The 26,325-nt window shown below is 46.6% G+C and carries 26 protein-coding genes; 21 read left to right on the top strand and 5 right to left on the bottom strand.

Translation table 11 applies throughout. From position 1 onward, the window contains the following. Positions 1–46 precede the first annotated feature (46 nt). Positions 47–2,095, top strand: a complete 2,049-nt coding sequence (locus AC0J5I_RS13390) for a peptidoglycan D,D-transpeptidase FtsI family protein (protein WP_107995426.1) — start codon at positions 47–49, stop codon at positions 2,093–2,095. Positions 2,096–2,211: 116 nt separating this feature from the next. Here AC0J5I_RS13390 and AC0J5I_RS13385 read toward each other — a convergent pair whose 3' ends face one another. Beyond that, on the bottom strand, positions 2,212–2,718 hold the full coding sequence (locus AC0J5I_RS13385; protein ID WP_107995425.1) for a hypothetical protein: 507 nt from the start codon (positions 2,716–2,718) through the stop codon (positions 2,212–2,214). A gap of 13 nt (positions 2,719–2,731) precedes the next feature. Next, positions 2,732–3,097, bottom strand: coding sequence for a DUF6115 domain-containing protein (locus tag AC0J5I_RS13380; RefSeq protein ID WP_086941608.1), 366 nt, complete (start codon positions 3,095–3,097; stop codon positions 2,732–2,734). Between the two features lie 221 nt (positions 3,098–3,318). Here AC0J5I_RS13380 and rpmG point away from each other — a divergent pair, with 221 nt between their 5' ends. From rpmG to AC0J5I_RS13350, 6 genes are all read left to right on the top strand, one after another. Then, on the top strand, positions 3,319–3,468 hold the full coding sequence (gene rpmG, locus AC0J5I_RS13375; protein WP_068560829.1) for a 50S ribosomal protein L33: 150 nt from the start codon (positions 3,319–3,321) through the stop codon (positions 3,466–3,468). 102 nt (positions 3,469–3,570) lie between these two features. Then, positions 3,571–4,116 (top strand): 5-formyltetrahydrofolate cyclo-ligase, encoded by a 546-nt coding sequence (locus AC0J5I_RS13370; protein ID WP_475300871.1) that lies wholly within the window; start codon positions 3,571–3,573, stop codon positions 4,114–4,116. A gap of 35 nt (positions 4,117–4,151) precedes the next feature. Next, positions 4,152–4,850, top strand: a complete 699-nt coding sequence (locus AC0J5I_RS13365) for a rhomboid family intramembrane serine protease (protein WP_107995423.1) — start codon at positions 4,152–4,154, stop codon at positions 4,848–4,850. A 29-nt stretch (positions 4,851–4,879) separates the two neighbouring features. Beyond that, positions 4,880–5,848, top strand: coding sequence for an ROK family glucokinase (locus AC0J5I_RS13360; RefSeq protein WP_475300865.1), 969 nt, complete (start codon positions 4,880–4,882; stop codon positions 5,846–5,848). Between the two features lie 47 nt (positions 5,849–5,895). Continuing rightward, positions 5,896–6,981: a YqgU-like beta propeller domain-containing protein gene (locus AC0J5I_RS13355; protein ID WP_475300860.1), complete on the top strand. Its 1,086-nt coding sequence runs from the start codon at positions 5,896–5,898 to the stop codon at positions 6,979–6,981. Positions 6,982–7,030: 49 nt separating this feature from the next. Then, complete coding sequence (locus AC0J5I_RS13350) at positions 7,031–7,465, top strand: rhodanese-like domain-containing protein (RefSeq protein WP_107995420.1); 435 nt, start codon at positions 7,031–7,033, stop codon at positions 7,463–7,465. Positions 7,466–7,530: 65 nt separating this feature from the next. On the opposite strand, the gene AC0J5I_RS13345 is transcribed toward AC0J5I_RS13350, so the two are convergent. Then, on the bottom strand, positions 7,531–7,665 hold the full coding sequence (locus tag AC0J5I_RS13345) for a DUF4044 domain-containing protein (RefSeq protein WP_107995419.1): 135 nt from the start codon (positions 7,663–7,665) through the stop codon (positions 7,531–7,533). Between the two features lie 184 nt (positions 7,666–7,849). Here AC0J5I_RS13345 and gndA point away from each other — a divergent pair, with 184 nt between their 5' ends. The 3 genes from gndA to AC0J5I_RS13330 all read left to right on the top strand — a co-directional run bounded on the left by gndA (position 7,850) and on the right by AC0J5I_RS13330 (position 11,664). Continuing rightward, positions 7,850–9,286, top strand: coding sequence for an NADP-dependent phosphogluconate dehydrogenase (gndA, locus tag AC0J5I_RS13340; RefSeq protein WP_107995418.1), 1,437 nt, complete (start codon positions 7,850–7,852; stop codon positions 9,284–9,286). A 172-nt stretch (positions 9,287–9,458) separates the two neighbouring features. Continuing rightward, positions 9,459–10,160: a response regulator transcription factor gene (locus AC0J5I_RS13335; protein ID WP_475300849.1), complete on the top strand. Its 702-nt coding sequence runs from the start codon at positions 9,459–9,461 to the stop codon at positions 10,158–10,160. A gap of 22 nt (positions 10,161–10,182) precedes the next feature. Next, entirely contained in the window at positions 10,183–11,664 is a 1,482-nt protein-coding gene (locus AC0J5I_RS13330; protein ID WP_475300846.1) for a HAMP domain-containing sensor histidine kinase, read from the top strand. Between the two features lie 102 nt (positions 11,665–11,766). Here AC0J5I_RS13330 and yidC read toward each other — a convergent pair whose 3' ends face one another. Then, positions 11,767–12,702: a membrane protein insertase YidC gene (gene yidC / locus AC0J5I_RS13325; RefSeq protein WP_475300842.1), complete on the bottom strand. Its 936-nt coding sequence runs from the start codon at positions 12,700–12,702 to the stop codon at positions 11,767–11,769. A gap of 59 nt (positions 12,703–12,761) precedes the next feature. After that, positions 12,762–13,037: an acylphosphatase gene (locus AC0J5I_RS13320; RefSeq protein WP_107995415.1), complete on the bottom strand. Its 276-nt coding sequence runs from the start codon at positions 13,035–13,037 to the stop codon at positions 12,762–12,764. Positions 13,038–13,186: 149 nt separating this feature from the next. Here AC0J5I_RS13320 and AC0J5I_RS13315 point away from each other — a divergent pair, with 149 nt between their 5' ends. The 11 genes from AC0J5I_RS13315 to pgsA all read left to right on the top strand — a co-directional run bounded on the left by AC0J5I_RS13315 (position 13,187) and on the right by pgsA (position 26,284). Next, a complete protein-coding gene (locus tag AC0J5I_RS13315) occupies positions 13,187–13,483 on the top strand; it encodes a DUF1033 family protein (protein ID WP_475300836.1) in 297 nt (98 codons plus the stop codon). A 211-nt stretch (positions 13,484–13,694) separates the two neighbouring features. Continuing rightward, entirely contained in the window at positions 13,695–16,145 is a 2,451-nt protein-coding gene (locus AC0J5I_RS13310; protein WP_475300831.1) for a DNA translocase FtsK, read from the top strand. A 156-nt stretch (positions 16,146–16,301) separates the two neighbouring features. Next, the gene (locus AC0J5I_RS13305) at positions 16,302–17,390 is read left to right on the top strand and encodes a BMP family lipoprotein (protein ID WP_107995461.1); all 1,089 of its coding nucleotides are present in this window, start codon (positions 16,302–16,304) and stop codon (positions 17,388–17,390) included. Between the two features lie 275 nt (positions 17,391–17,665). Next, complete coding sequence (locus tag AC0J5I_RS13300) at positions 17,666–19,240, top strand: ABC transporter ATP-binding protein (RefSeq protein ID WP_107995412.1); 1,575 nt, start codon at positions 17,666–17,668, stop codon at positions 19,238–19,240. Beyond that, entirely contained in the window at positions 19,233–20,306 is a 1,074-nt protein-coding gene (locus AC0J5I_RS13295; RefSeq protein ID WP_107995411.1) for an ABC transporter permease, read from the top strand. Before AC0J5I_RS13300 ends, AC0J5I_RS13295 begins: the two co-directional genes overlap by 8 nt. Before the next feature lies 1 nt (position 20,307). Next, entirely contained in the window at positions 20,308–21,267 is a 960-nt protein-coding gene (locus AC0J5I_RS13290; protein WP_086985205.1) for an ABC transporter permease, read from the top strand. Between the two features lie 162 nt (positions 21,268–21,429). Beyond that, positions 21,430–22,698, top strand: a complete 1,269-nt coding sequence (gene yfmF, locus AC0J5I_RS13285) for an EF-P 5-aminopentanol modification-associated protein YfmF (RefSeq protein ID WP_107995410.1) — start codon at positions 21,430–21,432, stop codon at positions 22,696–22,698. Next, positions 22,691–23,992, top strand: a complete 1,302-nt coding sequence (yfmH, locus tag AC0J5I_RS13280) for an EF-P 5-aminopentanol modification-associated protein YfmH (protein ID WP_475300816.1) — start codon at positions 22,691–22,693, stop codon at positions 23,990–23,992. Before yfmF ends, yfmH begins: the two co-directional genes overlap by 8 nt. Continuing rightward, positions 23,989–24,714, top strand: coding sequence for an elongation factor P 5-aminopentanone reductase (gene ymfI / locus AC0J5I_RS13275; protein WP_475300813.1), 726 nt, complete (start codon positions 23,989–23,991; stop codon positions 24,712–24,714). The genes yfmH and ymfI overlap by 4 nt, the downstream gene beginning before the upstream one ends. Before the next feature lie 86 nt (positions 24,715–24,800). Then, on the top strand, positions 24,801–25,676 hold the full coding sequence (locus tag AC0J5I_RS13270; protein WP_107995407.1) for a helix-turn-helix domain-containing protein: 876 nt from the start codon (positions 24,801–24,803) through the stop codon (positions 25,674–25,676). Between the two features lie 29 nt (positions 25,677–25,705). After that, complete coding sequence (gene pgsA / locus AC0J5I_RS13265) at positions 25,706–26,284, top strand: CDP-diacylglycerol--glycerol-3-phosphate 3-phosphatidyltransferase (protein WP_107995406.1); 579 nt, start codon at positions 25,706–25,708, stop codon at positions 26,282–26,284. The last annotated feature ends 41 nt before the right edge of the window (positions 26,285–26,325 follow it).

Below are 26,325 nucleotides of genomic sequence, written 5' to 3'. Positions count from 1 at the left end.
TTTGCTATAATAGGTTGTCGAACTATGGTTTTAGGAAGGTGTAAAATTGGAAGATAATACCCAAAGCAAAAGGAAGAGAAAATCGCATATCCCGTTTCGCTTGAACCTGCTCTTTTTTATCGTGTTCTCGCTGTTTTCCGCAGTGATATTCCGGTTGGGATACCTGCAGATCGTTCGCGGAGATGAATTCGAAGCCATCGTGAAACGTACGGAAACGACACTTGTCACGGAATCAGTGCCGCGCGGTTTGATATATGACAGAGATGGCACCATACTTGTGGGCAATGAACCACAGCATTCCATAACTTACACCAGAGGAGCAAACACGACAGCCGAGGAAATGGCAAAGGTTGCCTCTTCATTGGCGGGTTTGATAAACGTCAGCATTGAAGAACTGACGGAGCGTGATCTGAAGGATTATTGGATGGCTGTAAACAATGAAGTCATGTTAAAGCGTCTGTCGGATGATGAAAAGCTGTTGCCGGGTTCCGAATTGTATGAAGTGGAGCTAGCGAAAATAACGGCGGAAGACATCGCTTATTCTGATGAACAAAAAGAAATTGCCGCAATCTTTAAGCGGATGAACAGCGCGTATGCCCTGTCGACAACAAGCATCAAAAATAAGGATGTTTCGAATGAAGAACTGGCTCAGGTGAGCGAAAATCTGTCCGGTCTGTCCGGTGTGGATGTTGCGACGGATTGGGTCAGGATCTACCCAGAATCCGACTTGCTGAAGAGTATATTGGGTGGAGTGACCAGCGAGAAGATCGGTTTGCCGAGCGACCAAGTCGCCACCTATTTGGCAAAAGGGTACGCCAGGAACGACCGCGTCGGAAACTCCTACTTGGAGCAGGAATACGAATCGGTGCTCTCAGGCACGAAATCGCAATGGGAAACGATCACGGATCAATCTGGTGAGGTTGTGACGCGGGAGGAATCCTACGAAGGGAAAGCCGGTGATAACCTGGTTCTGACCATCGATATCGATTTTCAAAAGGAAATTGAACAGATTGCTACCGAGTTCCTGAACAGCAATGTCGATTCCTATAACGACCGGGTGTACATAGTGGCATCGGATCCGAATACAGGAGAGATCCTGGGCATGACCGGGAAGCAACGCTCGACATCCAACGAAATTGTGGATGATGCATTGGGCGTCATCAATTCCAGTTACGGGATGGGTTCGGCTGTGAAAGGTGCGATGGTGCTGACCGGATACATGAGCGGTGTCATCAGCACGGACAACAATGTCCTCGTTGATGAACCTTTGCAATTCCAAGGGTCCAATCTGAAAAAGTCAGTTTTCAACCCGTCCATCGGCAGCCAAGTGGCCATCAACGACATCGAAGCGTTAGCCCGCTCATCGAATATTTACATGGTCAAATTGGCGATGCTGATGGGGGGACAATCCAGCTATGAATCGGGAGGCACCTTGAATATTTCCGCAGATCTGATCGACGAGCTGCGCAGCTACTTTGCCCAGTTCGGCTTGGGTGTGAAGACGGGGATCGACCTGCCGAACGAAGGCAGCGGACTGACCGGATTCGATCAGGCGGCAGTTAACGTAGTCGACCAATCATTCGGACAGTACGATCTGTACACGACCCTGCAATTGTCGCAATACATCAATACCATTGCTAATGGCGGCACCCGGTACGCGCCGCAACTGGTTTCGGAAATTCGCAGCACGGATGCGAACGGATCGCTGGGGGCTTTGGAAACGACTCTAGAGACAAAAGTAATGAATCAGGTCGATGTCGGCGTCGAAGCGATGGAACGTGTCCAACAAGGGTTTTATCAAGTGACCCACAGCGCGAACGGAACGGCCTATTCGACATTCGGGAAGGACGCGAATAACGTTGCCGCCAAGACAGGTACGGCGGAGGCCTTCTATGACGGGAACAATGAGAATCTGAAGGGTGAGAGTGTCTTCAACTCCACCTTTGTCGGCTATGCACCCTTCGACAATCCAGAAATTACCGTAACCGTTGTGGTCCCTTATCTCAAATCGGAAACGGGTCGGGCTACACCGATAGCCAAAAAGGTCTTTGATGCTTATTTCAACACTGGGGATTACGCAACGGCAGCGGAATAACCAGTCAGCTCAGAAGAGACAAACGACTGACGACCGTCAAATAAACAAAAAGAAGGAGCCGGAACAAGGATTGCAACATCCTTGTTCCGGCTCCTTCTTTGTTGAACGGCGGGGTATTATTCCAGTGTAATCATATCGGCGATGACTTCATAGCCCATGTCCTGGGATAATTGGTACTCTCCGATATTGATCTTCATGACAAGATTCCGGTCATTCAGATACTGTTCAAAGACTGCCCGATCCGTAATGAGTCCCGCACTAACCAGATTGTCGATGACAACGGAAGTCGGTTGTCCGGAAGTGATGACGAATGTGACGGGTACATTTGCGGCAGGGACAGCTGAACTTTCGACCACGCTTGCTGTTTCGGCTGGGGCACTGGAGGCCACTGCAGCTTCGTCAACAGGTGTGATGCTTGTTGCAGCTTCATTCAGTTGCTTCTGCAATTCCAATTCCGCCGCAGTACTTTCATATTTCTCTTGATAATCCGTTGAATCGGCATTTGCTTCTCCGTTGAAGGTGCTGCCAGGGAGTGCTTCCGGATAAAAAAGCTGGAAGCCGGCCAACAGAACGGCAGACAACAAAAAACCGATGGATATAAAACGAAGCTTTTGTTTGTTCACTTTATTTTCTCCTCTATACGATTGATTGCTCTATGTAGTTATCGACAACGAGTTGCACGGTGGTGATAGGGACGGACAGTTGCTCTGCAATCTCATCAAACGTTCTTCCGCTAGTATACAAAGTGATGATATGCTGCTTAGTCAAATTGTGTACTTTTTTGACGGTCTGCGAATCTTCGGAGACGGGTACTTCTTTTCCCAATTCCTCTTCTACAGCGATGAGTCGTTGCTTCAATTCATGGATTTCCTCCGTTAATTGTAATGTGTATTCACTCATCTCATCAGCGAATTTGCGATCATTATCTTTTACGAAAAATGATGCAAACAGCAATATGATTGCGATTGTCAGTAAGACAATCACGATGGTCCATTGTTCCATCTTTGTCACCTCAATTCTTCTTTTTGACGCCTGATAACATTCTAATGAAATTCGGGTGTTTCTGCAACCTAATCTGGGATTTTATTAGCTTAAAGCTCAAAAAAAGTGGACTTGTACAGAACTTGTTCAAAAAATAGTGGCATAATTTTTCTATAAGTGATACAATGAGAAACGCAGAAGATGATTCGATCTTCAATTTTTTTATGTTTGGAGGGAAGAATATGCGGTTAAATATTACATTGGAATGTACGGAGTGTAAAGAACGTAATTACTTATCAAAGAAAAACAAACGTAACAACCCGGACCGTCTTGAAGTGAAAAAATATTGTCCACGTGAAAGACGCGTGACTTTGCATCGTGAAACAAAATAATTAAAACGACAACAGGATATCCTGTTGTTTTTTTATTTTATCCGGAAGGATGTTTTATAGAGGGAAAATGGCTTGCGACAGACTGCTTAAGGAGGGATTAGGATGAAAGAACAAATAAGAAAAGAGATGCTGGGGAAATTGAGAAGTTTGCCGTCCCAAGAACGCATCCGGATGGAGCAAGAACTGACAACGGCAGTCTGCAGCAGCGACGAGTGGCGTGCTTCAAAGACGATCGGAGTCACCAGGTCGAATTTTCCGGAAATCGATACGCATAAAATCATCCAAAAAGGGCTTCAAGAAGGAAAGCGGATGGTCGTTCCCTATTCCGGCAAGAACCGCGTAATGACTTTTCATGAATACTTGCCGGATACAGCCATGGCGAAGAGCAAGTTCGGCATCCTTGAACCTGTCGATAAGAGCAACCCGGTTCCGCCTGAAGCAATCGATCTGCTGCTTGTTCCTGGATTGGCGTTTTCTGAAACGGGGTACCGCGTCGGGTTTGGTGGCGGCTACTATGATCGCTATCTGGCTGCATACAGAGGGCACACCTTGTCGGTGCTGTTCCCATTCCAATTGTTCAAGGATCCGCATTGGGAAATTGAAGCATTTGATGTGCCAGTCCAAAAGTTGTTGACAACAGCATTCTAGTATAAAATAAGATAATAATGGAAGGGAGTGTCACGATGCGGGCATATAATACCAAAAGATCCTATTTACCGGATCAATTCTCTGTAACACACTTGTTCTTGGCCATTCAGATCGTGATTTTCCTACTGATGACCCTGAACGGGGGAAGCACCAATGTACTGACGCTTATCCTGTTCGGCGCCAAATTCAACCCAGCCATCGCGCAAGGGGAATGGTGGCGTTTGATTGCGCCGATGTTCATCCATATAGGCTTCACGCACATTCTGGTGAACAGCATCACCCTGTATTATTTGGGCACGCAGATGGAAAGTCTCTATGGCTCTTTGCGTTTTGCACTGATCTATCTCCTGAGCGGCTTGATGGGGAATCTTATGAGTTTCGCCTTCAATGATTCGATTTCCGCTGGTGCAAGTACCTCGCTCTTCGGGTTGTTTGCTGCTGCTATCGTTCTGGGACGTCAGTTTCCGCACAATTCTGGGATTCAGCTTATGGCCCGGAATTTTACGATGCTGATTTTCCTGAATTTCTTCTTCGGTTTTTTTTCCTCAGCAGTCGATAATTTCGGGCATCTTGGCGGGGCACTTGGCGGAGCGCTCTCGGCTGTGTTCATCGCGATGCCCCGCACTGCCAAAAGTCAAAATGGACTTAGGCTTCTTTTTCTGGTCATTTATGTTGTGAGCGCTATATTCTTTGCGTATTCGGGTTTAATGCGGACCGGTTTTGCGTTATACTAGATAAAAATTGAACAATTGGAGGAAATGACGTGTATAAAAAATTTATCGGTATTGATTTAGGCGGCACTTCAGTAAAATTGGCTATCTTAACAGCAGAAGGGGATATCCAGCAAAAGTGGAGTATTCCTACGAACATAAATGATGAGGGGACGCACATCGTATCTGATATCATAGCTTCGATCAAACACCATCTGGATCTCTACCAACTGACTGCTAATGACTTTCAAGGCATCGGTATGGGATCGCCGGGAGCGGTGGACCGTGAAGCGGGTACGGTTGAGGGAGCCTTTAACTTGAACTGGAAAACACCTCAGCCTGTGCGTGAAGCGATTGAACGGGAAATCGGGATCCCTATTTTTATTGATAATGATGCAAACGTTGCCGCGCTTGGGGAAAAATGGCGAGGCGCCGGTGCGGATGATCGCGACGTCGTATTTGTGACACTTGGCACAGGTGTCGGCGGTGGAATCATAGCGGAAGGCAATCTGATCCACGGGACTGCAGGTTCCGGCGGCGAAATCGGCCATATGACTGTAGAACCAGGCGGATTTGACTGCACATGCGGGAAGAAAGGCTGTTTGGAGACTGTTGCCAGCGCAACCGGTGTCGTCAAATTGGCGCGCAAACATGCGGAAGAATATGCCGGTGACTCGCAGCTCAAATTCATCATCGACGATGGCCAGGAGATCACTTCAAAGATGATTTTTGATTTAGCGAAACAAAACGATGAATTGGCTGTGCTTGTAGTCGATCGCGCTGCCTATTATCTGGGTTTGGCTTGCAGCCATATCGGCAATCTTTTGAATCCGGCTTATATCGTCATCGGTGGCGGTGTATCCGCAGCCGGGGAATACCTTTTGGAGCAAGTAAGAACTTATTTTGCTGAATTCTCATTCCCGAACGTCAAGAAGACTACGCATATCAAATTAGCCGCACTTGGGAATGATGCCGGAATAGTTGGAGCAGGGTATCTAGCGCTAACGGAGATCAGTAAATAAGACCTGAATATTTTCGAATAAAGAAAATGCGGGAGATGGAGGATGGCATGGTGAAAAGAGGACTAGCATGGTTCATTCTCTCACTCTCAAGTGTGGTTATGTTGGCGGCCTGTACACAACGTTTGTCGTATCCCGACCAGCCTGCCGCAAGTAAGCCGAGCCTTTCTTCCGGCAGCGACTTCCCATCCATTTCCAAGGATGAATTCCTTTATGCTGTGGGTTGGTTGGACGACAAGACTATTCTTGTCGCGTTGGAATCAAATGGAGAATACGGTTTGTACAGCCATGATCTGCTCACAGGGGAAGAACAGCTGATCCGGACTTTTTCAGACCGGCTTGTTTTTGCTGCGCTCTCGGCAAACGGCCAACGGATTCTGGTCCAGATCGCAACCCAACAAGGAAATAACGTCATGATGATTGACAAAACAGGGAAATCATTGGCTGATTCTCATTATTCGGAAGGGATTTTAACGAGCGTTTCCTGGAATCCGACAAACGAAGGGGAGCTGTTCCTTTCTGTCCAAAAAACTGTGGATAGGCCCATCAATTACCATTGGGATTTGGCTAATGAAGAATGGAAAGAGGTGCCGGATACAGAGGATATGCCGGTTTGGTATTCAGAAAATATGTATCTCCACATGAAGAGCGGGACGGATGGCGCATCTGCATTGGTATTGAGTGATATCCGGTTTCCAGGCAAAGATACGGTCATTGATCAGGAAATACTCGCTTACGGACTTGAAGGCGAATCCGTATGGGTAGTGACACCTTCAGATTTCAATGAGGAGGAGCTGCTTGGCATTTCCTACTATCCGCTTTTGATTACCCAAGGCTATGTTACCCTGCCGCGCATCACCGATGGAAACGGACTTATCATCCCGGAATTTACAAAAGGGATTGCCTCAGATGAAACGTTTGCTGTCATCCCGAAACAAGAGACTGGGAGCGTTAATGGCATCATCTTCGAACTCGCAAAGATCGACTTTTCCACAAACGCTACAGAGGCGCTGACTGAAGTCGAGCGAATGGCTCCGATTTCGGCATCGCCAGATTCGACCTATGTGCTTTACGGAAGGCGTTACGAGTATCTGTACGATGTGGAACGCAATCATTGGATACAATTAGCAGAATAGAAAAAAAGTCGTTAAAACTGTAGCAATGCGCCTTCCACAAGTGTAAAATATGAGAGCAAGAGTATGGAAAGGATGGATTTATTTGAATTTAACTGGAATTGATATTTTTAATATCGCATTATGGATATTCATCATCGGATATGCCATTTATCAAGCTTATTTTTATTTCCAAAGAAAGAATGCAGCGACCACGCTGACTGCAGAGGAATTCAGAAAAGACCTGCGTAAAGCACAATTGATCGATGTCCGCGAAAAAACTGAGTTCGATGCGGGCCACATATTGGGAGCGAGAAATATCGCTTACTCTGCTTTCAAACAGCGCTACCCAGAAATCCGCAAAGATCAACCGATTTATCTCTACGATCAAAATTCTATGTTGAGCGGACGCTGCGCAGCAATTTTGAAAAAAAATGGCTACAAAAATATTTTTATCCTGAAGGGCGGCTATGCCGGCTGGGACGGTAAAGTCAAAAAAGGTATCTGAGTCATTCAAAAAAGGTTCCCGGAATCAGCTAGTGGATTCCGGGAACCTTTTTTGAATGTTGTTTCTTACATATTTATGAACAAAGAGTACAAGACAGAAAGAATCGATCCGCCGACCATGGCCAGCAACATGATCCAAATGACGAATTTGCTGAATTTATTGAATTTTGAAGAGGTAGCGCCAGTTTTCTTTATCAACATTATTCCCACCTTTTGTTTTTTACATGGCATAGTTTACAACAATAACATCCAAAAGTAAACGTTGGGGAATCAGGTAAAGGAAAAGAAAGCCATTATTTTCAATTGTTTGCTTTCCATTTAGGCGGATTTTTGTTAGGATTAAGATTATAGAATGATGTGTTTATCATGAAGGGAGAATTTATTTATGTCAAAACAGCAAATTGGCGTTGTCGGGATGGCCGTAATGGGCAAAAATCTAGCATTGAACATTGAAAGCAGAGGTTATTCCGTATCTGTATTCAACCGCTCCGGTTCAAAGACCGAGCAAGTGATCGCGGAAAATCCAGATAAAAAACTGGTTCCTACTTATACAATCGAAGAATTTGTTGATTCTTTGGAAAAGCCAAGAAAAATCATGATGATGGTAAAAGCTGGGGAGGCAACCGACAAAACGATCCAATCGTTGCTGCCTCATTTGGATAAAGGCGATATCCTGATCGACGGCGGGAATACTTTCTACAAAGATACGATCCGCCGCAGCAAAGAATTGGAAAACTCAGGCATTAATTTCATCGGAACTGGTGTTTCCGGTGGTGAAGAAGGCGCACTGAAAGGCCCTTCAATCATGCCGGGCGGACAACGCGATGCATATGATCTGGTTGCACCGATTTTGGAACAGATTTCCGCTAAAGCTCCGGATGGCGAAGCTTGCGTAGCATACATCGGCAAAGGTGGCGCCGGCCATTTCGTTAAGATGGTTCACAATGGAATCGAGTACGGGGATATGCAATTGATCGCAGAAGCCTATGACATCATGCACAAGTACCTTGGCATGTCAGTGGAAGAAATTGCTGCTGTCTTCATCGAATGGAACAAAGGCGAGTTGGACAGCTTCCTTATCGACATCACTGCTGACATCTTGACTAAATACGATCCTGAAACAGGGAAGCCAATGGTCGAGATCATCTTGGACCGCGCCGGCAATAAAGGCACGGGTAAATGGACTTCCCAAAGTGCGTTGGACTTGGGTGTTCCGTTGCCGTTGATCACCGAATCCGTTTTTGCCCGTTACATTTCCGCTTTGAAGACAGAACGTGTCGCTGCCAGCGAAATTCTGACTGCCCCTGCTTTTACGGCTAAAGAGGGTCTTGATAAAGCAGCATTTGTGGAGAGTATCCGCAAGGCACTGTACTTCAGCAAAATCATGAGCTACGCGCAAGGGTTCGCTCAAATGCGCGTTGCCAGCGAAGAAAATGATTGGGATCTGAATTATGGCGAAATCGCTAAAATTTGGCGTGCGGGCTGCATCATCCGTGCGCAATTCCTGCAGAACATTACCGATGCTTACGGGAAGAATCCTGAACTGCAGAACTTGTTGTTGGATGACTACTTCGTGGAAATCACGAAACAATACCAGGGTGCTGTACGTGAAGTGGTTGCTACGGCTGTGGTTGCAGGCGTTCCTGTACCGACATTCTCATCTGCAGTAGCTTATTTCGATTCTTACCGTTCAGCTGTCTTGCCTGCAAACATCATCCAAGCGCAACGCGATTACTTTGGAGCGCATACGTATGAACGCACAGACAAAGCTGGTTCTTATCATTTCGAGTGGGATAAAGAAGTGGAAGTTCCACAAGACTAAAGCGATATAGCGCCATTCTGGGCTACATTTATGTCATCCGAAGCCGTGCTTCGGATGACATTTTACTATCAGGATCATTTAATTAAGACTAATTCCCGACAGTATGTTAAAATAAAATGAAATTGTAATGGCATGTTGTTATTATTCAAATGAGACATTAGGGGAGAATTCTATGGAAAATAGAGACAAACAAAGAATATTGATTATTGAAGATGAAAAAAATCTGGCGCGTTTCATTGAGCTTGAATTAAAACACGAAGGCTACGAAACGGAAATTTGCTACAACGGCAGAGCCGGCCTTGAAGCTGCCATGAACCAGGACTGGGATGTCATCCTTTTGGATTTGATGCTTCCTGAATTGAACGGCATCGAAGTTTGCCGTCGTTTGCGTCCGGTCAAAGATACGCCAATCATCATCATGACAGCCCGCGACTCCGTCATCGATCGTGTATCCGGTTTGGACCACGGTGCCGATGACTATATCGTGAAACCATTTGCCATCGAAGAGCTTTTGGCAAGGGTGCGTGCTTTATTGCGCCGTATCGACATCGAAGAAGAGCAACGCAAAGTGAAGCAGACGACAGTCACTTACCGTGATTTGACGATCGAAAAAGAAAACCGTGTCGTGCGCCGTGGCGACGAGCACATCGAATTGACCAAACGCGAATACGAGTTATTGTTGATCCTGATGGAAAACATCAACATTGTCCTTTCAAGGGACGTATTGCTGAATAAAGTATGGGGATACAAGACGGAAGTGGAAACAAACGTAGTGGATGTATATATCCGATATCTGCGCAATAAAATCGATGTAGCCGGCCAAGAAAGTTATATCCAAACGGTTCGTGGCACCGGATACGTCATGCGCTCATAACACTATGCGCAGAATCAATTATATGCCAACCAAAAAAAGAGGAAATCCCAAGTCCATTCGGTGGAAATGGGGTTTTCTTTTAAGTATAGCTTTCTTCCTGCTGTACTTTCTGTCTGCCTTGCTGATGCTGAATGTCTATAAAGGCTATCAATACGCCGAACAAAAAGATGACGCCGAGAAGCTACTGTCTTCGGTCCAGATTGCGCTGTCCGAAATCGATACGAAACTGTCCGTCAACAGCGTTGAAAGCATGTTCGAGAAAATTTCTGTTTCCACTGTGACGAAGGGCCTCCAGTCTGTGGGGAACTACCCTTTTTTGGAGGATCTCAAGGATAGAGGGGCGAACATACGCGTATTCGATACAGACGGACAGTTGCTCTACGAGACGCAGAAAAGCTATACGACATTCATCAAAAATCCCGATACGTATTTGCGCGAGACAAAACTGAACGATCTTGAGGCGTTTGTCGCCGGCAGTCCGATCCTCAGCGAAGAAGACTCCTTCCTGTTGGGGTATGTCCAGATCGTTTTCCGATTGAATGATTATCATAAAATCGTTTCCCAGATGACGCGGTATTTCTGGTTAGTCACGGCAATCGTGCTCGTATTGTCGGCGGCTGCCGGCTACGGCATTGCGATTTACTTCTTCAATCCCATCAAACAGATGGTGGACACGATGGATGCGATCGAGGAGGACACGTTGTCGGAGACCCGCATCAAAATTTCCAAAAGCAAGGACGAATTCACCGACCTTTCTGTCCACATCAACGGCCTCCTGGATAAGATGGCGCTGTACGTCACCCAGCAAAAGCAATTCGTGGAAGACGTTTCGCACGAACTCCGTACCCCGACGGCCATTGTCGAGGGGCATCTGAAATTGCTGAACCGTTGGGGCAAGGAAGATCCGCAGATTCTCGATGAATCGCTTGCCGCATCCTTGACCGAAATCCAGAGAATGAAGACTTTGGTTCAGGAGATGCTGGATCTTTCCCGTGCAGAACAGGTCGAAATCCATTATAAAAATGAAGTGACGCCGATCCGGAATGTCGTGCTGCATACGTTCCATAATTTTAAGATGCTGTATCCGGATTTCGTGTTCAATCTGGATGATGATCTGAACCGCGAAATCTATGTGAACATCTACCGCAACCATTTTGAGCAAATATTGGTGATATTGATGGACAACGCCGTTAAATATTCGACTGACCGGCATGAAATCCATCTTTCGATTTCCGAATCCATGTCCTATGTCCAGATTGCCATCCAAGATTTTGGCGAGGGGATGTCCCAGGAAGATCAACAGAAGATTTTTTCGCGTTTTTACCGCGTCGATAAAGCCAGATCACGGAATAAAGGCGGGAACGGTTTGGGCCTGTCCATCGCAAAAGAATTGTTGGAAGGCTACAAGGGGGACATCACCGTCGAAAGCGTATTGGGACACGGATCTGTTTTCCGCATCCAGTTGCCGATACTGAAGAATTATGTGCCGGATGAGGAATTATAGCCTCTCGGCAGAGGAACGACCATCAGCAAAAAAGCTGAAATACAAAAAAGCAGGAAGCGAACTCATACGTGAGCCGCTTCCTGCTTTTTTAGTTAGCTGAGATTAAAATTTTGATTGTTTGCCCGCGTTGCGGCCTTTTTTGCCATCCGTTTGTTGATTCTTGTCGGACAAAGCTTTTACCGTTTGCGTAGGTGCTGAAGAGGAAGCCGGCTTGGCCATTTTCACGTTCTTCTTGACCGGACGATCTTTCATTTCTTCTTCAACTTGCTTCTGGATTTTAGGTTTGATCATGTGATTTTGAAGCGCAGTTTGGGCTGCAGCGAAAATACCGCCAGCTAGCCAATAAAGGGCCAACCCTGCTGGTGAAGACCACGAGAACATGAGAATCATGATTGGATTCATCAGCATCATCGATTTCATCTGTGATTTGGTTTCCTGAGGCATGCCGATTGTGGAAACGTAGCCTTGGATTACATAGGCCACACCCGCCAGGATTGCCAATAACGGACTGCTGACACCAAGGTTGATGCCAAGGAATGTGCTTGCAGAAATTTCCGGCGTCAAATTGACAGCTTGATACATTGCTGTAAAAATCGGCATCTGGATCAGAATCGGTAAGCAACCGACGCCGCCTGTCATGCTGATGTTGTTTTCTTTGTACAATGCCATCATTTCTTGCGAAACTGCCGCTTTTTCTTCAGGCGACTGGGCATTTTTTTGACGGAATTGGATATCTTCCAATTCTGGTTTGATATACTTCATTTTTTCTTGCTGTACCATCGTTTTTTTGATCTGGCTAAAGTTCAAGGGCATGATGGCCAAGCGGACAATGATTGTGATGGCGATGATGGCCAGTCCATAATTACCGTTAAGCATTTCCGCCAGCATAACGATCAAATTGCCTGTAGGTACCACCAAATAATCGTATATGAAGCCGGTTGGGTTTTTATTCTCATCATATTGCATGCAGCCTGTCAGAACCACTAACAAGGACATCATTTCCGCGGAAAGCAATAACTTCTTTTTAAGTTTCATCATTCACGTTCCTTTACAATTTTTCGATAACATTACCACTATACATGAAGGGGAAAATATATTCAATTGGTTACGCGAAAACTTATATAATTCTCAATGTTGGCGTCTTCATGGATGTCATAGGCTTCGACTTTTCCGCTTGGTGAGGGACTGCGTTTGACCGCTGCGATGAAGGCGTCGATTTTATCGGTCGGTCCGACGGCTTCAATATACACGCTTCCGTCATCCTCGTTCCGGACGATGCCGGCAATGCCGATTTGGTCAGCCACCATTTTTGTCATGTAACGGAACCCAACGCCTTGGACCCGGCCACTTACGGTCATCTTGATTTTCTTCATTCAGATTACCTCCAAATTCTAGAATGAGCTTGCGCTGTAGCTTATTAATCTAGTTTACAGCCTTCCTCAAGAAGTTTCAATCCCGATACCTTGGGCGGGAATAATTTTCCGGGCTATGCTATACTTTTTACAATAAAGAAGGTGATAGCATGTACCAGGTAATACGGACCGAGGGAGAATATGAACCTTGGTGGTTTTTTGAAGATTGGATGGATTTCATTGTGGAGTCGACAGAATATGCCGATTTCCAGGAGGCGGTCACTGCCTATGAGCGGGCTGCGGAAAGACTATCAGAAGTTTACCCATTCCAAAAAACAAAGGAAGACTACCTGACTGCCTACTGGTCAGACGGAGAAATCCGGTTTTGTGAGAATTGCGATGACGATGTGCAATTGTATCATGGACTGATGCTGCTGCAGGACAGGAAAAAACTTCATCAAGAATAACGGATCCAATTCCAAAAAGCTTCTGCTGCCTGTATTGACGGGAAACAGGAGCTTTTTGTCCGCGCGGATTGATTAAAAAATAGCCTCGTAAAGGGTTCGTTTTGTAGTATAATGAACTGATACGGGTAATCAAACGAATAATCTATGGCCCGCTGTTTTATGCAGACGGGCAGTGGTTTTGAGGAATAAGTTAAAAAAGGAGTTGGCATGTTTGGCGAAACGAACGACGACAACAAGAAAGAAAAAGAAGGCGACCGGGCAGAAGATATCCTACGAGCTTATCGGCGTGCTGTTTCTTTTCAGTTCAGCTTTAGGGATCGGACAACTCGGTTTTGCTGGGATAGCGTTGGCGAATTTTTTCCGTTTTTTTGTCGGCGAAACTTACCCGGTCAGTCTGGCGCTATTCGGTGCCTATGGTCTGTACCTGATTTTGAGAGGAAAAGAACCCAAAATAAGAAAGAACTGGTTGATCAGCGGCATCCTGCTTTATTCAGCAGCGCTGCTATATCTCCATTCACAGGCTTTTGAAACAGTCGTAACAGAGGGTGCGTCGGTCGTGTCCGTTACACTTGCGCGTTTTTTGACCGATGTCAGGCAAGCGGATACGGCTTCAGAGATGGGCGGGGGCTTGATCGGAGCAGCCTTCTATACTGGAACCCATTTTTTGGTTTCGCAATGGGGCACTTACATCATCATCGGCCTGCTTGTATTTTTTGGTGTGGCGGTCATCTTTGGCTTCACGACGCATGATGTCATGGAAGTCGTGCGAAAAGTTGCTTTGATTTTCGGGCACAACAGTAAACGGGCAGTGCTTTACACGAAAGATAAAGTGGCCGGCTCTATTATCGATTCGAAAACAGTGAAGAGATCGACCAGGTCAAATAGCGTTCCGACCGACAACAAACCTTCAATAGTCGAAAAAGCCAAAAATCAGATCAAAAGCGAATCGGCAGCGAAGAAATTGATGAAGGAAGAAGCGGAAGCTTTGGAGGCATCAAAAAATGAAGCACTCGCCGAAAAAGAGCGCGAACCCGTTCAGCTGAAAATCGACAGCTTCCAGAAGCAACTTGAAAAAGCAGCCGAACACAAATATGCGGACAATGAAAAGAGCACGTCCGCCCAACCGGCCAGCCTTGCCAAAACAACGGCTGGAGGCAGCGAGGAAGACAACAGCGGCGTACTGGAGTTCGAAATCACTGCCGAGCAGGAGAACAGGGATTACCATTTGCCGCCGGTCACTTTATTGAATGAAATCAAAGCGATCGATCAATCGAATGAATACGCGACAATCGAAAAAAATGTCAAGAAGCTGGAAGAGACGTTCGCGAGCTTCGGGGTGGAGGCCAAAGTCACGAAAGCGAACCTTGGACCAGCCGTGACAAAATATGAGATCCAACCGGCTGTCGGAGTGAAAGTCAGCAAAATTGTGAGCCTCAGTGATGATTTGGCGCTGGCTTTGGCGGCAAAAGATATCCGCATCGAAGCGCCGATACCCGGGAAATCCTTCATAGGCATAGAAGTGCCGAACAGTGAAGTCAGTGTCGTATCCTTCCGAGATGTCATGGAAGGGCAAAAGCACACCGACAAACTGTTGGAGGTGCCGTTAGGCCGTGACATCTCCGGCGTCGTGCAAAGCGCGAATCTGACGAAGATGCCCCACCTCCTGATTGCGGGTGCGACCGGAAGCGGGAAATCAGTCTGCATCAACGGCATCATCACGAGCATCTTGATGAAAGCCAAGCCGAACGAAGTGAAGATGATGATGATCGATCCGAAGATGGTGGAATTGAACGTCTATAATGGGATTCCCCACTTGCTGACGCCGGTGGTCACGAATCCACGCAAAGCGGCGCAAGCGCTCCAAAAAGTCGTGACGGAAATGGAAAGAAGGTATGAATTGTTTGCCGGTACCGGTATGCGTAACATCGACGGTTATAACAATCTGATTGTTGAATACAATCTTGAAAATGGGGAAAACAATCCTACGTTGCCATACATAGTGGTCATCGTGGATGAGCTGGCCGATTTGATGATGGTGGCGAGCAATGAGGTGGAAGATGCAATCACCAGATTGGCGCAGATGGCACGGGCTGCGGGAATCCACATGATTTTGGCCACGCAACGGCCAAGTGTCGATGTCATCACCGGCATCATCAAAGCGAACGTCCCTTCCCGGATTGCGTTTGCCGTATCCAGTTCGATCGATTCCAGAACGATAATCGATGGCTCCGGGGCAGAAAAGTTATTGGGCAGAGGGGATATGCTCTTCCGTCCGATGGGTGAAAACAAACCGATCCGTGTGCAAGGAGCGTTCATTTCCGACGAGGAAGTCGAGCACATTGTCACTTTCGTCAAAAATCAGCAAGAAGCGAACTATGTCGAGGAAATGATGCCGACCGAAAATGTGGCGGCTGCAAGTGAGGAACCGGAAGATGATCTCTTCGGGGAAGCTGTAGAATTCATCAGATCGGATGAAACGGCAAGCATTTCCAAATTGCAGAGGAGATTCCGGATCGGCTATAACCGGGCCGCGCGCCTGATCGACGAAATGGAGGCGAGAGGGATCGTCGGACCGGCTGATGGAAGCAAGCCGAGAAAGGTGAACATTAGCGAAGGAATATATGAAAATAATACGGATATCCCCTTTGATTCCGAGGTTTAACCCGGAGCATTCCAACAAATATATGGATATTAAATGAAAAAACGATTACAAAAAAATCAATATTATTTATTTTTTATGGAATACATGATATGATATTTTTTGTAAGAAGCTTGTACTTACAAGTTTAAAAAATTGAAGTTTATTGGAGGGGTCATGGTGAAGAAGCAAAAATATGTTAGTTTATTGGCATTAGGTTTAGGTGTCAGCACAATCCTGGCAGCTTGCGGTGGCAACGGCGACACGGCTGACAGCAGTGCAACAGGTTCCAGCACAGCAGAGGGAACGGAAGATAACTTCACTATCGCAATGGTTACCGATGTCGGCGGCGTGGATGACAAATCATTCAACCAAAGCGCGTGGGAAGGCCTTGTTGCATGGGGCGAAGAGAACGGCAAAACAAAAGGAATCGATGGATTTGATTACATCCAATCAAATGCCGATTCGGAATTTGTGACGAACTTGAACACTGCCGTAAACAGTAATTTTGATCTTGTATTTGGTATCGGCTATAAGTTGAAGTCGGCGATGCAGGATGTGGCAACGCAGAACCCGGATACAATGTTTGCCATCATCGATGATGTCATTGAAGGCGAAAATACCGTATCTGTATCATTCAAAGACAATGAAGCTGCTTTCTTGGCGGGTGTCGCTGCTGCTAAAACAACCAAAACCAACCAATTAGGCTTCATCGGCGGACAAGAGAGTGTTGTAATCGATCGCTTTGAAGCTGGATTCGTAGCTGGTGCCCAATCCGTAAATCCTGATATAGATGTGAAAGTTGAATATGTCGGCTCGTTTGGCGATGCTGCGGGCGGGAAATCTAAAGCTGCCGCAATGTATGCAAGCGGAATCGATGTCATTTATCAAGCTGCCGGAGATTCCGGAAATGGCGTATTCTCAGAAGCTAAGGATATCGTAAAAGCTGATCCTTCAAAAGAAATCTGGGTAATCGGTGTTGACCGTGACCAAACAGAAGAGGGTTTGTTGACTCTTGATGACGGCACTGAAAGAAACCTTACTTTGACTTCAACGTTAAAGGGTGTAGGGACTGCAGCTAAGGATATCGCTACATTAACGATGAACGGCGAATTCCCGGCAGGAGAAGTGTTGAATTTCGGATTGGCTGAAGAAGGCGTCGACCTTACTGATGGCCAGTTGAGCGAAGAAACTTTGACTGCTGTCAACGATGCGAAAGCACAAATTTTGGAAGGAACGCTTGCTGTTCCGGAAGCTCCAGAAAACTAATCACTTTTTAAAATCTTTAAAGAAGCAACTTGATTCCGGTTTGGGATATTGAGTTGCTTCTCTTTTTTTTGCGCATAGTCCCCCAATAAAAAATCGTTCCGCACAAATTGAAGGAACAAATGTTTATTTTTTGTGACAAACAAAAGTGGATAGGATTTTGGAAATACTTTATAATAGGTGTGAAATAGTGTTTTACGGTATTATATTTTATAAGCGTGTCTCACTGCTGCATGAGGGAATGCATGCATTCAATTTTAGTAAGGGGTGGAATCAGCATGACAGAAGAAAATTATGTCATTGAGATGATTGGCGTAACAAAAGCTTTCGGCAATTATAAAGCGAATGATGATATTTTTCTCAGCTTGAAAAAAGGTGAAATTCACGCTTTGTTGGGTGAAAATGGCGCGGGTAAGTCGACTTTGATGAATATTCTCTCTGGTCTTTTGGAGCCTACAAGCGGAACCATCAAGGTCAAAGGGCAAGAGGTTAAAATCAGTTCCCCTGGTGTTGCCGATAAATTGGGGATTGGAATGGTGCACCAACATTTTATGCTGGTCAAGGACTTCACGGTTACGGAAAACATCATTTTAGGCAGTGAGCCGAGCAGACTCGGCGTTTTGAATAAAAAGGCAGCCGCTGATGTGATTGCAGATTTGTCCAATAAATATCGCTTGGCAGTCAATCCTTCCGCCAAAATCGAGGACATCACGGTCGGGATGCAACAAAGGGTCGAAATCCTGAAAACATTGTACCGCGGGGCGGACGTCCTCATTTTTGACGAACCAACGGCAGTGTTGACACCCCAAGAAATTGACGAATTGATGGCGATTATGAGGGAATTGACGAAAGAAGGCAAGTCAATCATCCTGATTACGCATAAACTGGATGAAATCAAAGCCGTAGCTGATCGTTGCACGGTAATCCGCAAAGGCAAGAGCATCGGCACCGTCGACGTGAAGCAGACCTCCCAGCAAGAGCTGGCCGATATGATGGTGGGGCGTTCCGTTCTGTTCCGCACAGTCAAAAAACCATCCCAACCGAACCAGGCTGTGTTGGAAGTTGAGGGATTGACGGTTAAAGAGAGCCGTGGTCTGGAAGCCGTGCGTAATTTGAGCCTAACGGTACGGGCCGGCGAAATCGTCGGAATCGCCGGGATCGATGGGAACGGCCAAAGTGAACTGATTCAAGCCATCACTGGCTTGCGGAAGGCCGAGAGCGGAACCGTCAAGCTGAACGGAGAAACCATCACCAACTTGGCTCCGCGCAAAATAACTGAGTCAGGCTTGGGACATATCCCCGAGGACCGACAAAAGTTCGGTCTGATCCTCCCGATGCGTTTGGACGAAAATATCGCGCTGCAGACTTATTATCAAGAACCTTACAGCAAAAATAGCTTCCTGAATGACAACGCCATCGAGAACCACGCGATTGAATTAATCAGAGAGTTTGATGTGCGGACGCAAAGCGAGAAGTCGACAGCGGGCTCGTTGTCCGGCGGAAATCAGCAAAAAGCAATCATCGCTCGTGAAGTTGATCGGAATCCTTCGTTATTGATCGCAGCCCAACCGACCCGAGGCTTGGATGTGGGAGCAATCGAATTTATCCATAAACGCTTGATCGAGCAAAGGGATAAAGACAAGGCAATCCTTCTGATGAGCTTCGAGTTGGATGAAATCTTGAATCTCTCCGATATCATCGCCGTGATGTTTGAAGGTGAGATTGTGGCCTACGTCAAGCCTGAGGAAACTTCTGAACAGGAACTGGGCTTACTGATGGCTGGTTCTTCTTTGGAAAAGGCTCGGGAAGAATTGGAAAAAAACAAGGAAGAGGAGGGAAGCCTTCATGAGTAATCAACAAGGAGCCACTCGCATCCAGGGGATTATCATCCCTTTACTTTCAGTCATATTAGGGCTGTTGATCGGCGCAATCGTCATGTGGTCTTTCGGTTACGATGCCGTCGCAGGTTATTCAGCAATGCTGAAGGGAGCATTCGGATCGCCATTTTACATAGGCGAATTACTGCGTGAAGCTACCCCTTTGATTCTGGTCGCATTAGGTTTTGCGGTAGCCAATACAGCCGGGTTCTTCAACATAGGTGTAGCGGGTCAAACTTTATTTGGCTGGCTGGCTTCCGTCAGTGTCGCCCAGATGCTGCCTGAATTGCCGAAAATCGTATTGTTGCCCTTATGCATTTTGGCGGGTGTTGCGGCCGGAGCTCTGTGGGCGGGTATCGCTGGAGTCTTACGTGCCTATTTCAATACAAGTGAAGTGATTGTCACCATTATGTTGAATCACACAGCCTTATACATCAACAACCACATCGTCAGGAATGTTTTGACGGATTCCGGGGACTCTACGGCCAGAATCACAGAAAATGCCAGTTTAAGGGTGCCCTTTTTATCGGAAGTGACACGCAATTCGACACTGCATGCCGGTATCTTCATTTCCCTCATCATGATTGCGGTAGTGTGGGTGCTGATGAAAAAAACAACATACGGTTTTGAATTCCGTTCTGTGGGATTGAATCCTGACGCAGCGGATTACGCAGGGATGAACGCCAAAAAGAACATCATTTTGGCCATGTTGATCAGCGGTGGGTTGGCCGGTTTGGGAGGTGCAATGGAAGGCTTGGGGAATTTCCAAAATATGTTTGTTCAAGGTGCGATGCCTGCAGTCGGATTCGATGGCATGGCAGTAGCCTTGTTGGGCATTGGGAGTCCTATAGGCATCCTGTTTGCTGCACTTCTGTTCAGTACGCTGAAAATTGGCGGAACAAGTATGCCGCTTATGTCAGGCGTACCGGTCGAAATCGTCGATATCGTGATTGCATCAATCATCTTCTTCGTTGGCGCGAGCTATATTATCCGACTTTTAATCAATAAACTGTCCAAAGTCAATAAAAAGGAGGTGGCGTGAGATGGACATGCTAGCGATTCTATCGATTATCGTATCCTCGGCTTTGATTTATTCTGCGCCGTTGATCTTCACAGGCCTTGGCGGAACATTCTCGGAACGGAGCGGTATCGTCAACGTGGGCTTGGAAGGAACAATGGTCATGGGAGCCTTCTCAGCAATAGTCTTTAATCTGAACTATGCCGACAATCTGGGCAAAATGACTCCTTGGGTTGCGTTGTTGGTGGCTGGAGCAGTCGGCATCTTCTTCTCGACTATCCATGCCGTTGCCACCATCAATCTAAGGGCGAACCATATCGTTTCCGGAACGGTCATCAATATGCTTGCCCCTGCGCTTGCGGTATTTTTGACTAAGGTTCTTTATGAGGGGAAAGGCCAGACCGCCTTCATCATCCAGAACTTCGGGAAAACCAGTTTCCCTATCTTGAAGGATATCCCGATCATCGGTGAGATATTTTTCACGAATACATCAGCTCCAGCCTATGCAGCAATCGCAACAGCGCTTGTCTGCTACTTCATCATCTTCAAGACGACTTTCGGTTTGCGACTGCGTTCAGTCGGGGAGCACCCGCAAGCGGCAGATACGTTGGGGATCAACGTCTACGTGATGCGCTACGCGGGCGTTTTGATTTCCGGCTTTTTAGGCGGTGTAGGCGGTGCTATCGTCTCTCAGTCGATCAGCTTGAATTTTTCCGGATCAACGATTGCCGGTCAAGGATTCATCGCCATGGCTGCCATGATTTTCGGTAAGTGGAATCCGATCGGAGTGATGGGCGCGGCAATTTTCTTCGGTTTCGCCCAGAGTTTGGGGGTCATCGGCAGCTATATTCCGGTCATCCAGAATATCCCTTCCGTCTACCTTCAAATTGCACCATACGTCATTACGATCATTGTGCTTGTAGGCTTTATCGGTAAATCGAGAGGCCCAGCCGCCAACGGTACAACTTACATCAAATCAAAGTAATCTCTGACAGTGAGAAGGGTTGGCTCAACACGAGTCAGCCTTTTCTTTTTGCGCTAGGCAGGGGAGCGGAGTGGACAAGGAATGGCTTAATTGAAAAAAAGCCGGAACTAGAGTATAGTTTTCCCTATCGACAAATAAAATAGCTTACAGGACGTGAAATGGATGGAATATAAATTAAAGCAAGGCGTTACGGCCTATATCGAGCCTTCCGACAAATACAAAACCGTATTGATCCAGTACAAATTCAGGACGAGTTTCGGCGGCAAAACTGCAACGGAACGTTCTTTAGTGAAGAACATGCTTGAAACGAACAGCAAACAGTATCCCAGCCAAAACGAGATGGATCTGAAAATGGCCAGCCTCTACGGTGCGACGCTGCATACGCAATCCCAACGTTTCGGCAAGCAGCATGTCGTGACTATGAGTCTATCCGTCGTCAATGATAAATTCATCGGAGGCGACGATACACTTCTTGAGGAGGCGTTCGCTTTTCTGGAAGAAATCATCTTCAGGCCCAATGCCGAAGACGGCAAGTTCCACGAGAAGACGTTTCTGAGGGAAAAGGAAAATCTGAACAATTATTTCGAATCTCTGATCGAAGACAAATCAGCCTATGCGCGCACGCGCTTGAACCAAGTGCTGTTCGAGGGGACGGATCAAGCCTATCAAGGCATCGGTGATGCCGGTTTCCTCGAGGATATCACCTCAGGCAACCTGTTTGAATGCTATGAAGAGATGATCGGGTCGAATCAGCTTGATATACTCGTTTCAGGTGATGTAGCGCCGGAACGGATATTGAATATATTGGCTGCCCAGAAGCTTTCGGACAGGAAAGAAACCGAAAAGGAAGTATTCTATTTCCGCGCAAAGAATACGGAACCCGTCACTTCAAGCGAAGCCCAGGACATCAATCAAGGCAAGCTGTTTTTCGGTTTTTCTTCACCCGTCTATTACATGAATGACCATTATTTTGCCGGCTTGGTTTTTGATGGACTCTTTGGGGGCTTCCCTCATTCGAAACTCTTCCAGAATGTCCGTGAAAAAGAGAGTTTGGCTTACTCGGCTTCGAGCGGGTTGGACTTTCTGCGCGGAGTCATGACTGTCGGCACCGGCATCGAATTCGATAAGCGCGAGCAAGTCGAGAAGATCGTTTTGGAACAACTACAGGATATGCAAGCGGGTGATTTCTCGGATGACTTGATCGCGCAAACAAAAAGTATGTTGATCAACCACTATAAACAAAATGATGATTATCAAGGCAGAAGCTTGGCGAAACAGTACCAGGATATCCTGATCATAGAAAACCCTCTTTCGCAGGAACAATGGATCGCCGGCTTGAATGCGGTGACGAAGGAACAGATCGTTGCAGTTGCGGAAAAAATGACTTTGCAGGCGATATTTTTCTTGAAAGGCGAGGCTACAGATGAATAAAGTACACTATGAGGCACTTAACGAAACAGTCTATACGGAAGTACTGGACAACGGATTGCAAGTAGTATTGATTCCAAAATATAAGTATTCAAAAACCTATGGCATCTTCACCACCGATTTCGGCTCGATCGATAACCAGTTTGTTCCGATAAACGGAGACAAGGAAATCAAAATTCCAGACGGCATCGCACATTTCCTTGAACATAAATTATTTGAAGGCGAAGACCATGATGCTTTTGAAGACTTTGCGAAATACGGTGCTTCAGCGAATGCTTTCACTTCCTTCACGCGGACAAGCTATCTCTTTTCAGCAACGGACAGCATCTCGGAAAACACGAACAGCCTGCTTGACTTCGTTCAAGACCCGCATTTCACGGCAGAAGGCACTGAAAAGGAAAAAGGGATCATCGCGCAAGAAATCCGCATGTATGAAGATAACCCGGGATGGCAACTCTTTTACGGGTTGCTGCGTAACCTTTATCCCGAACATCCGCTTTCCGTCGATATAGCCGGAACGGTGGACAGCATCCAAGCAATCTCGCCGGAATTGCTGCAAATCTGTTATGACACATTCTACCATCCGTCCAACATGAACTTATTGATGATCGGCAATTTCGTTCCCGAAGAAATGATGGAAACTATCAAACAAAACCAAGAAGACAAGACGTTTCTTCCGGCCAAACCGATCCAGCGCACTTTGCCGCCGGCCTCGATTCAGGACATCATTCCATACAAAGAAATCGAAATGGATGTGCAGCGCCCGAAAGTGATGATTGGTGTGAAAGGTTTGGATGCGGACGTGACCGGAAACCAAGCCGAAAAATACAAAATCTATGGATCGCTGTTGCTGGAATTGCTTTTCGGCCGGAGCTCCACGCATTTCATCGATCTCTATGACAGTGGTTTGATCGATGACAGCTTTGGCTACTCCTTCAATCTGGATCGTTCCTTCCATTTTATGGCTATCGAATCGGATACGGAAGAACCGAAACTGCTGGAAGAAAAGCTGAAACAGATTCTGTTGGATTGGGAAACGGATGCAAATCTGACGAATGAGAAATTTGATTTGCTGAAGAAGAGCATGATCGGAGAACAATTGCAGGCTTTCAATTCCCTGGAATACATCGCAAATCACTACAGCACTTTGCTGTTTTCTGGTGCCGAACTTTTTGAAGTCGTTCCGTTGATCGAAGAAACCAGTCTGGAGGACATCCGTAAATTTGCCGAGGGGTATCTCAAAGAACAAAGCATGAGCACCTATGTGATCCTCCAGAAGGGAGCAAAACAGCAATGAAAGCTGCTTTGGTGACGGGGGCCTCCGGTGACATCGGGACCGCCATCGCAAGGGATTTAGCCCGCTCTGGCTGGTCGCTTTACCTGCATTACCATTCCAATCAAGAAAAAATCAATCTGCTGCTGGCAGAACTGCAATCGGCCTATCCCGAACAGGAATTTTATCCGCTTTGTCTGGATTTTACCGATGAAGCGGGTGTTGCGACACTTGCTGACCATATTTTCTCACTCCAAGCGATTGTTTTTGCGCACGGCAAGACCGAATATGGCTTACTTCAGGATATGACGCCCTTGCAAATGGATGCCTTGTGGGAAATGCACGTCAAAATGCCTATCCTGATCATCCAAGCGCTACAGGACAAAATCGCCCGCTCACGCGAGGGCCGCATCATCTTCATCAGCTCTGTCTATGGGGAAGTCGGCAGCGGGCTCGAAGTGCTCTACAGTACCGTCAAAGGAGCGCAGATTGCCTTCGTGAAAGCCTACAGCAAGGAAGTAGCTTCACTGGGAGTAACAGTCAATGCCATTTGCCCAGGAGCAATCGATACGCAAATGAACGCTCATCTGGATAATGATGAAAAAGAGGCTCTGCTTGAGGAAATCCCTTTAGGGAGAATGGGGAAACCGGATGAAATCAGTTTCTGGGTATCCCAACTTCTGAAGGAAGACAGTCGCTATATGACGGGACAAGCTATTTATGTATCCGGTGGATGGCTCAGGTAAAACAGTATTGGAACTCCTGATGAAGGAATTTTATGGTATAATATCCATGGTAACTTCGGGATTTGCAAGTGAAGGCAGGTGAATAAATGGTTCAAATTGGGGAAATACTAAAAAGTGCCAGACTTTCCAAAGGATACACATTGGATGATCTGCAACAGATGACTAAAATACAGAAGCGGTATTTGATTGCGATAGAAGAAGGCGATTTTGAGATTATGCCGGGCAATTTCTATGTGCGTGCCTTCATCAAGCAGTATGCGGATATTGTGGGCTTGGATGGCGATCGCTTGTTGGGGGATCATGCAAGTGTGATCCCGGAAATACATGGGAGCAATCAAGTGGAAGAATCCGGTTCTTTTTCTCCCAGTCGCTCCGAGTCCAAAAGAGCTTCAAAAAAGACGAATTTTAATTATGGCGGCTCCGTCCAGAGTCAGTTGCCTACTTTTCTGTTGGCGGTGTCGGTAATTGCCATCGTACTTGTGGTCTGGAAGGCCACATTGAACGATGACGATGAGCAGGTTCAGATCGAAGTGGCATCGAACATCAGCCAAACAACTATGGCATCGCAAGCGACAGTTACCAGTGGCACAGATCAGATAGACAGTGCCGTTGTCGCAGAACAAACAGCGCAAGTGACCTTGGTCTCGTCTGCCGATGGTTATGCGGAATATGACGTCACCAGTTTGTCGTTACCATCAGAGTTGAAAATCTCGGCGGTGGCAGGAGGCAGTTCTTGGATCAGCGTAAGCGTGAACGGGATTGTCCAAGAGCCTTCCGGGATCGTAGGCAGCGAAAATCCGTTGACGGTCACTCTGCCGTTGAACACAAGTGAAATCGAAGTGATAGTCGGCGTCATGCCGGCAACGATCATCGAACTGGATGGGACAGTTGTTGCGATGCCAGCCGATCATCAAGAGATTCAGACCCAAACCTTATCCTTTACCGTCAAAGGTGTGGAATAAGGCAGGGTACATTAAAGGAGTTGCAGAAGTTGAATTTACCTAATAAATTGACAGCGTTGCGGATTATGATGATTCCCTTGTTCATGATTATCACCTTGGTTCCTTTCGATTGGGGAACGCTTGAGGTTGCCCAATCAGAGATTGCCGTCAATCAACTGGTCGGAGCCATCATTTTTGCCATCGCCAGTTTTACGGATTGGTTGGATGGTTACATCGCCAGAAGGGACGGGTTGGTCACCAACTTCGGGAAATTTGCTGATCCCTTGGCGGACAAGATGCTTGTTGCCACCGCCTTGATCGTACTGGTCGGCCAAGGTCTGGCTCCGTCGTGGGTCGTCAGCATCATCATCAGCCGGGAGTTGGCAGTCACAGGCTTGCGCCTGTTGCTTGTGAAAGAAGGCGAAGTCATGGCAGCGGCGTGGCCAGGGAAAATCAAAACGGCGACGCAAATGGTAGCCATCATTTTGTTGTTCGTGGATAATTTTCCTTTTCAGGCAACCGGTATTCCGGTTGCGGACATCATGTTGTATCTTTGCTTAGTTTTCACCATCTACTCAGGGGTGGATTATTTCGTCAAGAATAAACATGTTTTTGTCGGATCCATGTAGTTTTTATAAATAAGAAGGGCTGGGTTGCATCAGGTTGCAAC

Source organism: Trichococcus sp. TS_SC_9, from assembly GCF_056156325.1.
This window is presented reverse-complemented; position numbering and strand designations above follow the sequence as displayed.

Coding starts and splice junctions, on each gene's coding strand:
- AC0J5I_RS13380 (WP_086941608.1), bottom strand. CDS start 3,097: ATGGAACAATGGACCATCGTGATTGTCTTACTGACAATCGCAATCATA.
- rpmG (WP_068560829.1), top strand. CDS start 3,319: ATGCGGTTAAATATTACATTGGAATGTACGGAGTGTAAAGAACGTAAT.
- AC0J5I_RS13370 (WP_475300871.1), top strand. CDS start 3,571: ATGAAAGAACAAATAAGAAAAGAGATGCTGGGGAAATTGAGAAGTTTG.
- AC0J5I_RS13365 (WP_107995423.1), top strand. CDS start 4,152: ATGCGGGCATATAATACCAAAAGATCCTATTTACCGGATCAATTCTCT.
- AC0J5I_RS13355 (WP_475300860.1), top strand. CDS start 5,896: ATGGTGAAAAGAGGACTAGCATGGTTCATTCTCTCACTCTCAAGTGTG.
- AC0J5I_RS13350 (WP_107995420.1), top strand. CDS start 7,031: ATGAGAGCAAGAGTATGGAAAGGATGGATTTATTTGAATTTAACTGGA.
- AC0J5I_RS13345 (WP_107995419.1), bottom strand. CDS start 7,665: ATGTTGATAAAGAAAACTGGCGCTACCTCTTCAAAATTCAATAAATTC.
- gndA (WP_107995418.1), top strand. CDS start 7,850: ATGTCAAAACAGCAAATTGGCGTTGTCGGGATGGCCGTAATGGGCAAA.
- AC0J5I_RS13335 (WP_475300849.1), top strand. CDS start 9,459: ATGGAAAATAGAGACAAACAAAGAATATTGATTATTGAAGATGAAAAA.
- AC0J5I_RS13330 (WP_475300846.1), top strand. CDS start 10,183: ATGCCAACCAAAAAAAGAGGAAATCCCAAGTCCATTCGGTGGAAATGG.
- yidC (WP_475300842.1), bottom strand. CDS start 12,702: ATGATGAAACTTAAAAAGAAGTTATTGCTTTCCGCGGAAATGATGTCC.
- AC0J5I_RS13320 (WP_107995415.1), bottom strand. CDS start 13,037: ATGAAGAAAATCAAGATGACCGTAAGTGGCCGGGTCCAAGGCGTTGGG.
- AC0J5I_RS13315 (WP_475300836.1), top strand. CDS start 13,187: ATGTACCAGGTAATACGGACCGAGGGAGAATATGAACCTTGGTGGTTT.
- AC0J5I_RS13300 (WP_107995412.1), top strand. CDS start 17,666: ATGACAGAAGAAAATTATGTCATTGAGATGATTGGCGTAACAAAAGCT.
- AC0J5I_RS13295 (WP_107995411.1), top strand. CDS start 19,233: ATGAGTAATCAACAAGGAGCCACTCGCATCCAGGGGATTATCATCCCT.
- AC0J5I_RS13290 (WP_086985205.1), top strand. CDS start 20,308: ATGGACATGCTAGCGATTCTATCGATTATCGTATCCTCGGCTTTGATT.
- yfmF (WP_107995410.1), top strand. CDS start 21,430: ATGGAATATAAATTAAAGCAAGGCGTTACGGCCTATATCGAGCCTTCC.
- yfmH (WP_475300816.1), top strand. CDS start 22,691: ATGAATAAAGTACACTATGAGGCACTTAACGAAACAGTCTATACGGAA.
- ymfI (WP_475300813.1), top strand. CDS start 23,989: ATGAAAGCTGCTTTGGTGACGGGGGCCTCCGGTGACATCGGGACCGCC.
- AC0J5I_RS13270 (WP_107995407.1), top strand. CDS start 24,801: ATGGTTCAAATTGGGGAAATACTAAAAAGTGCCAGACTTTCCAAAGGA.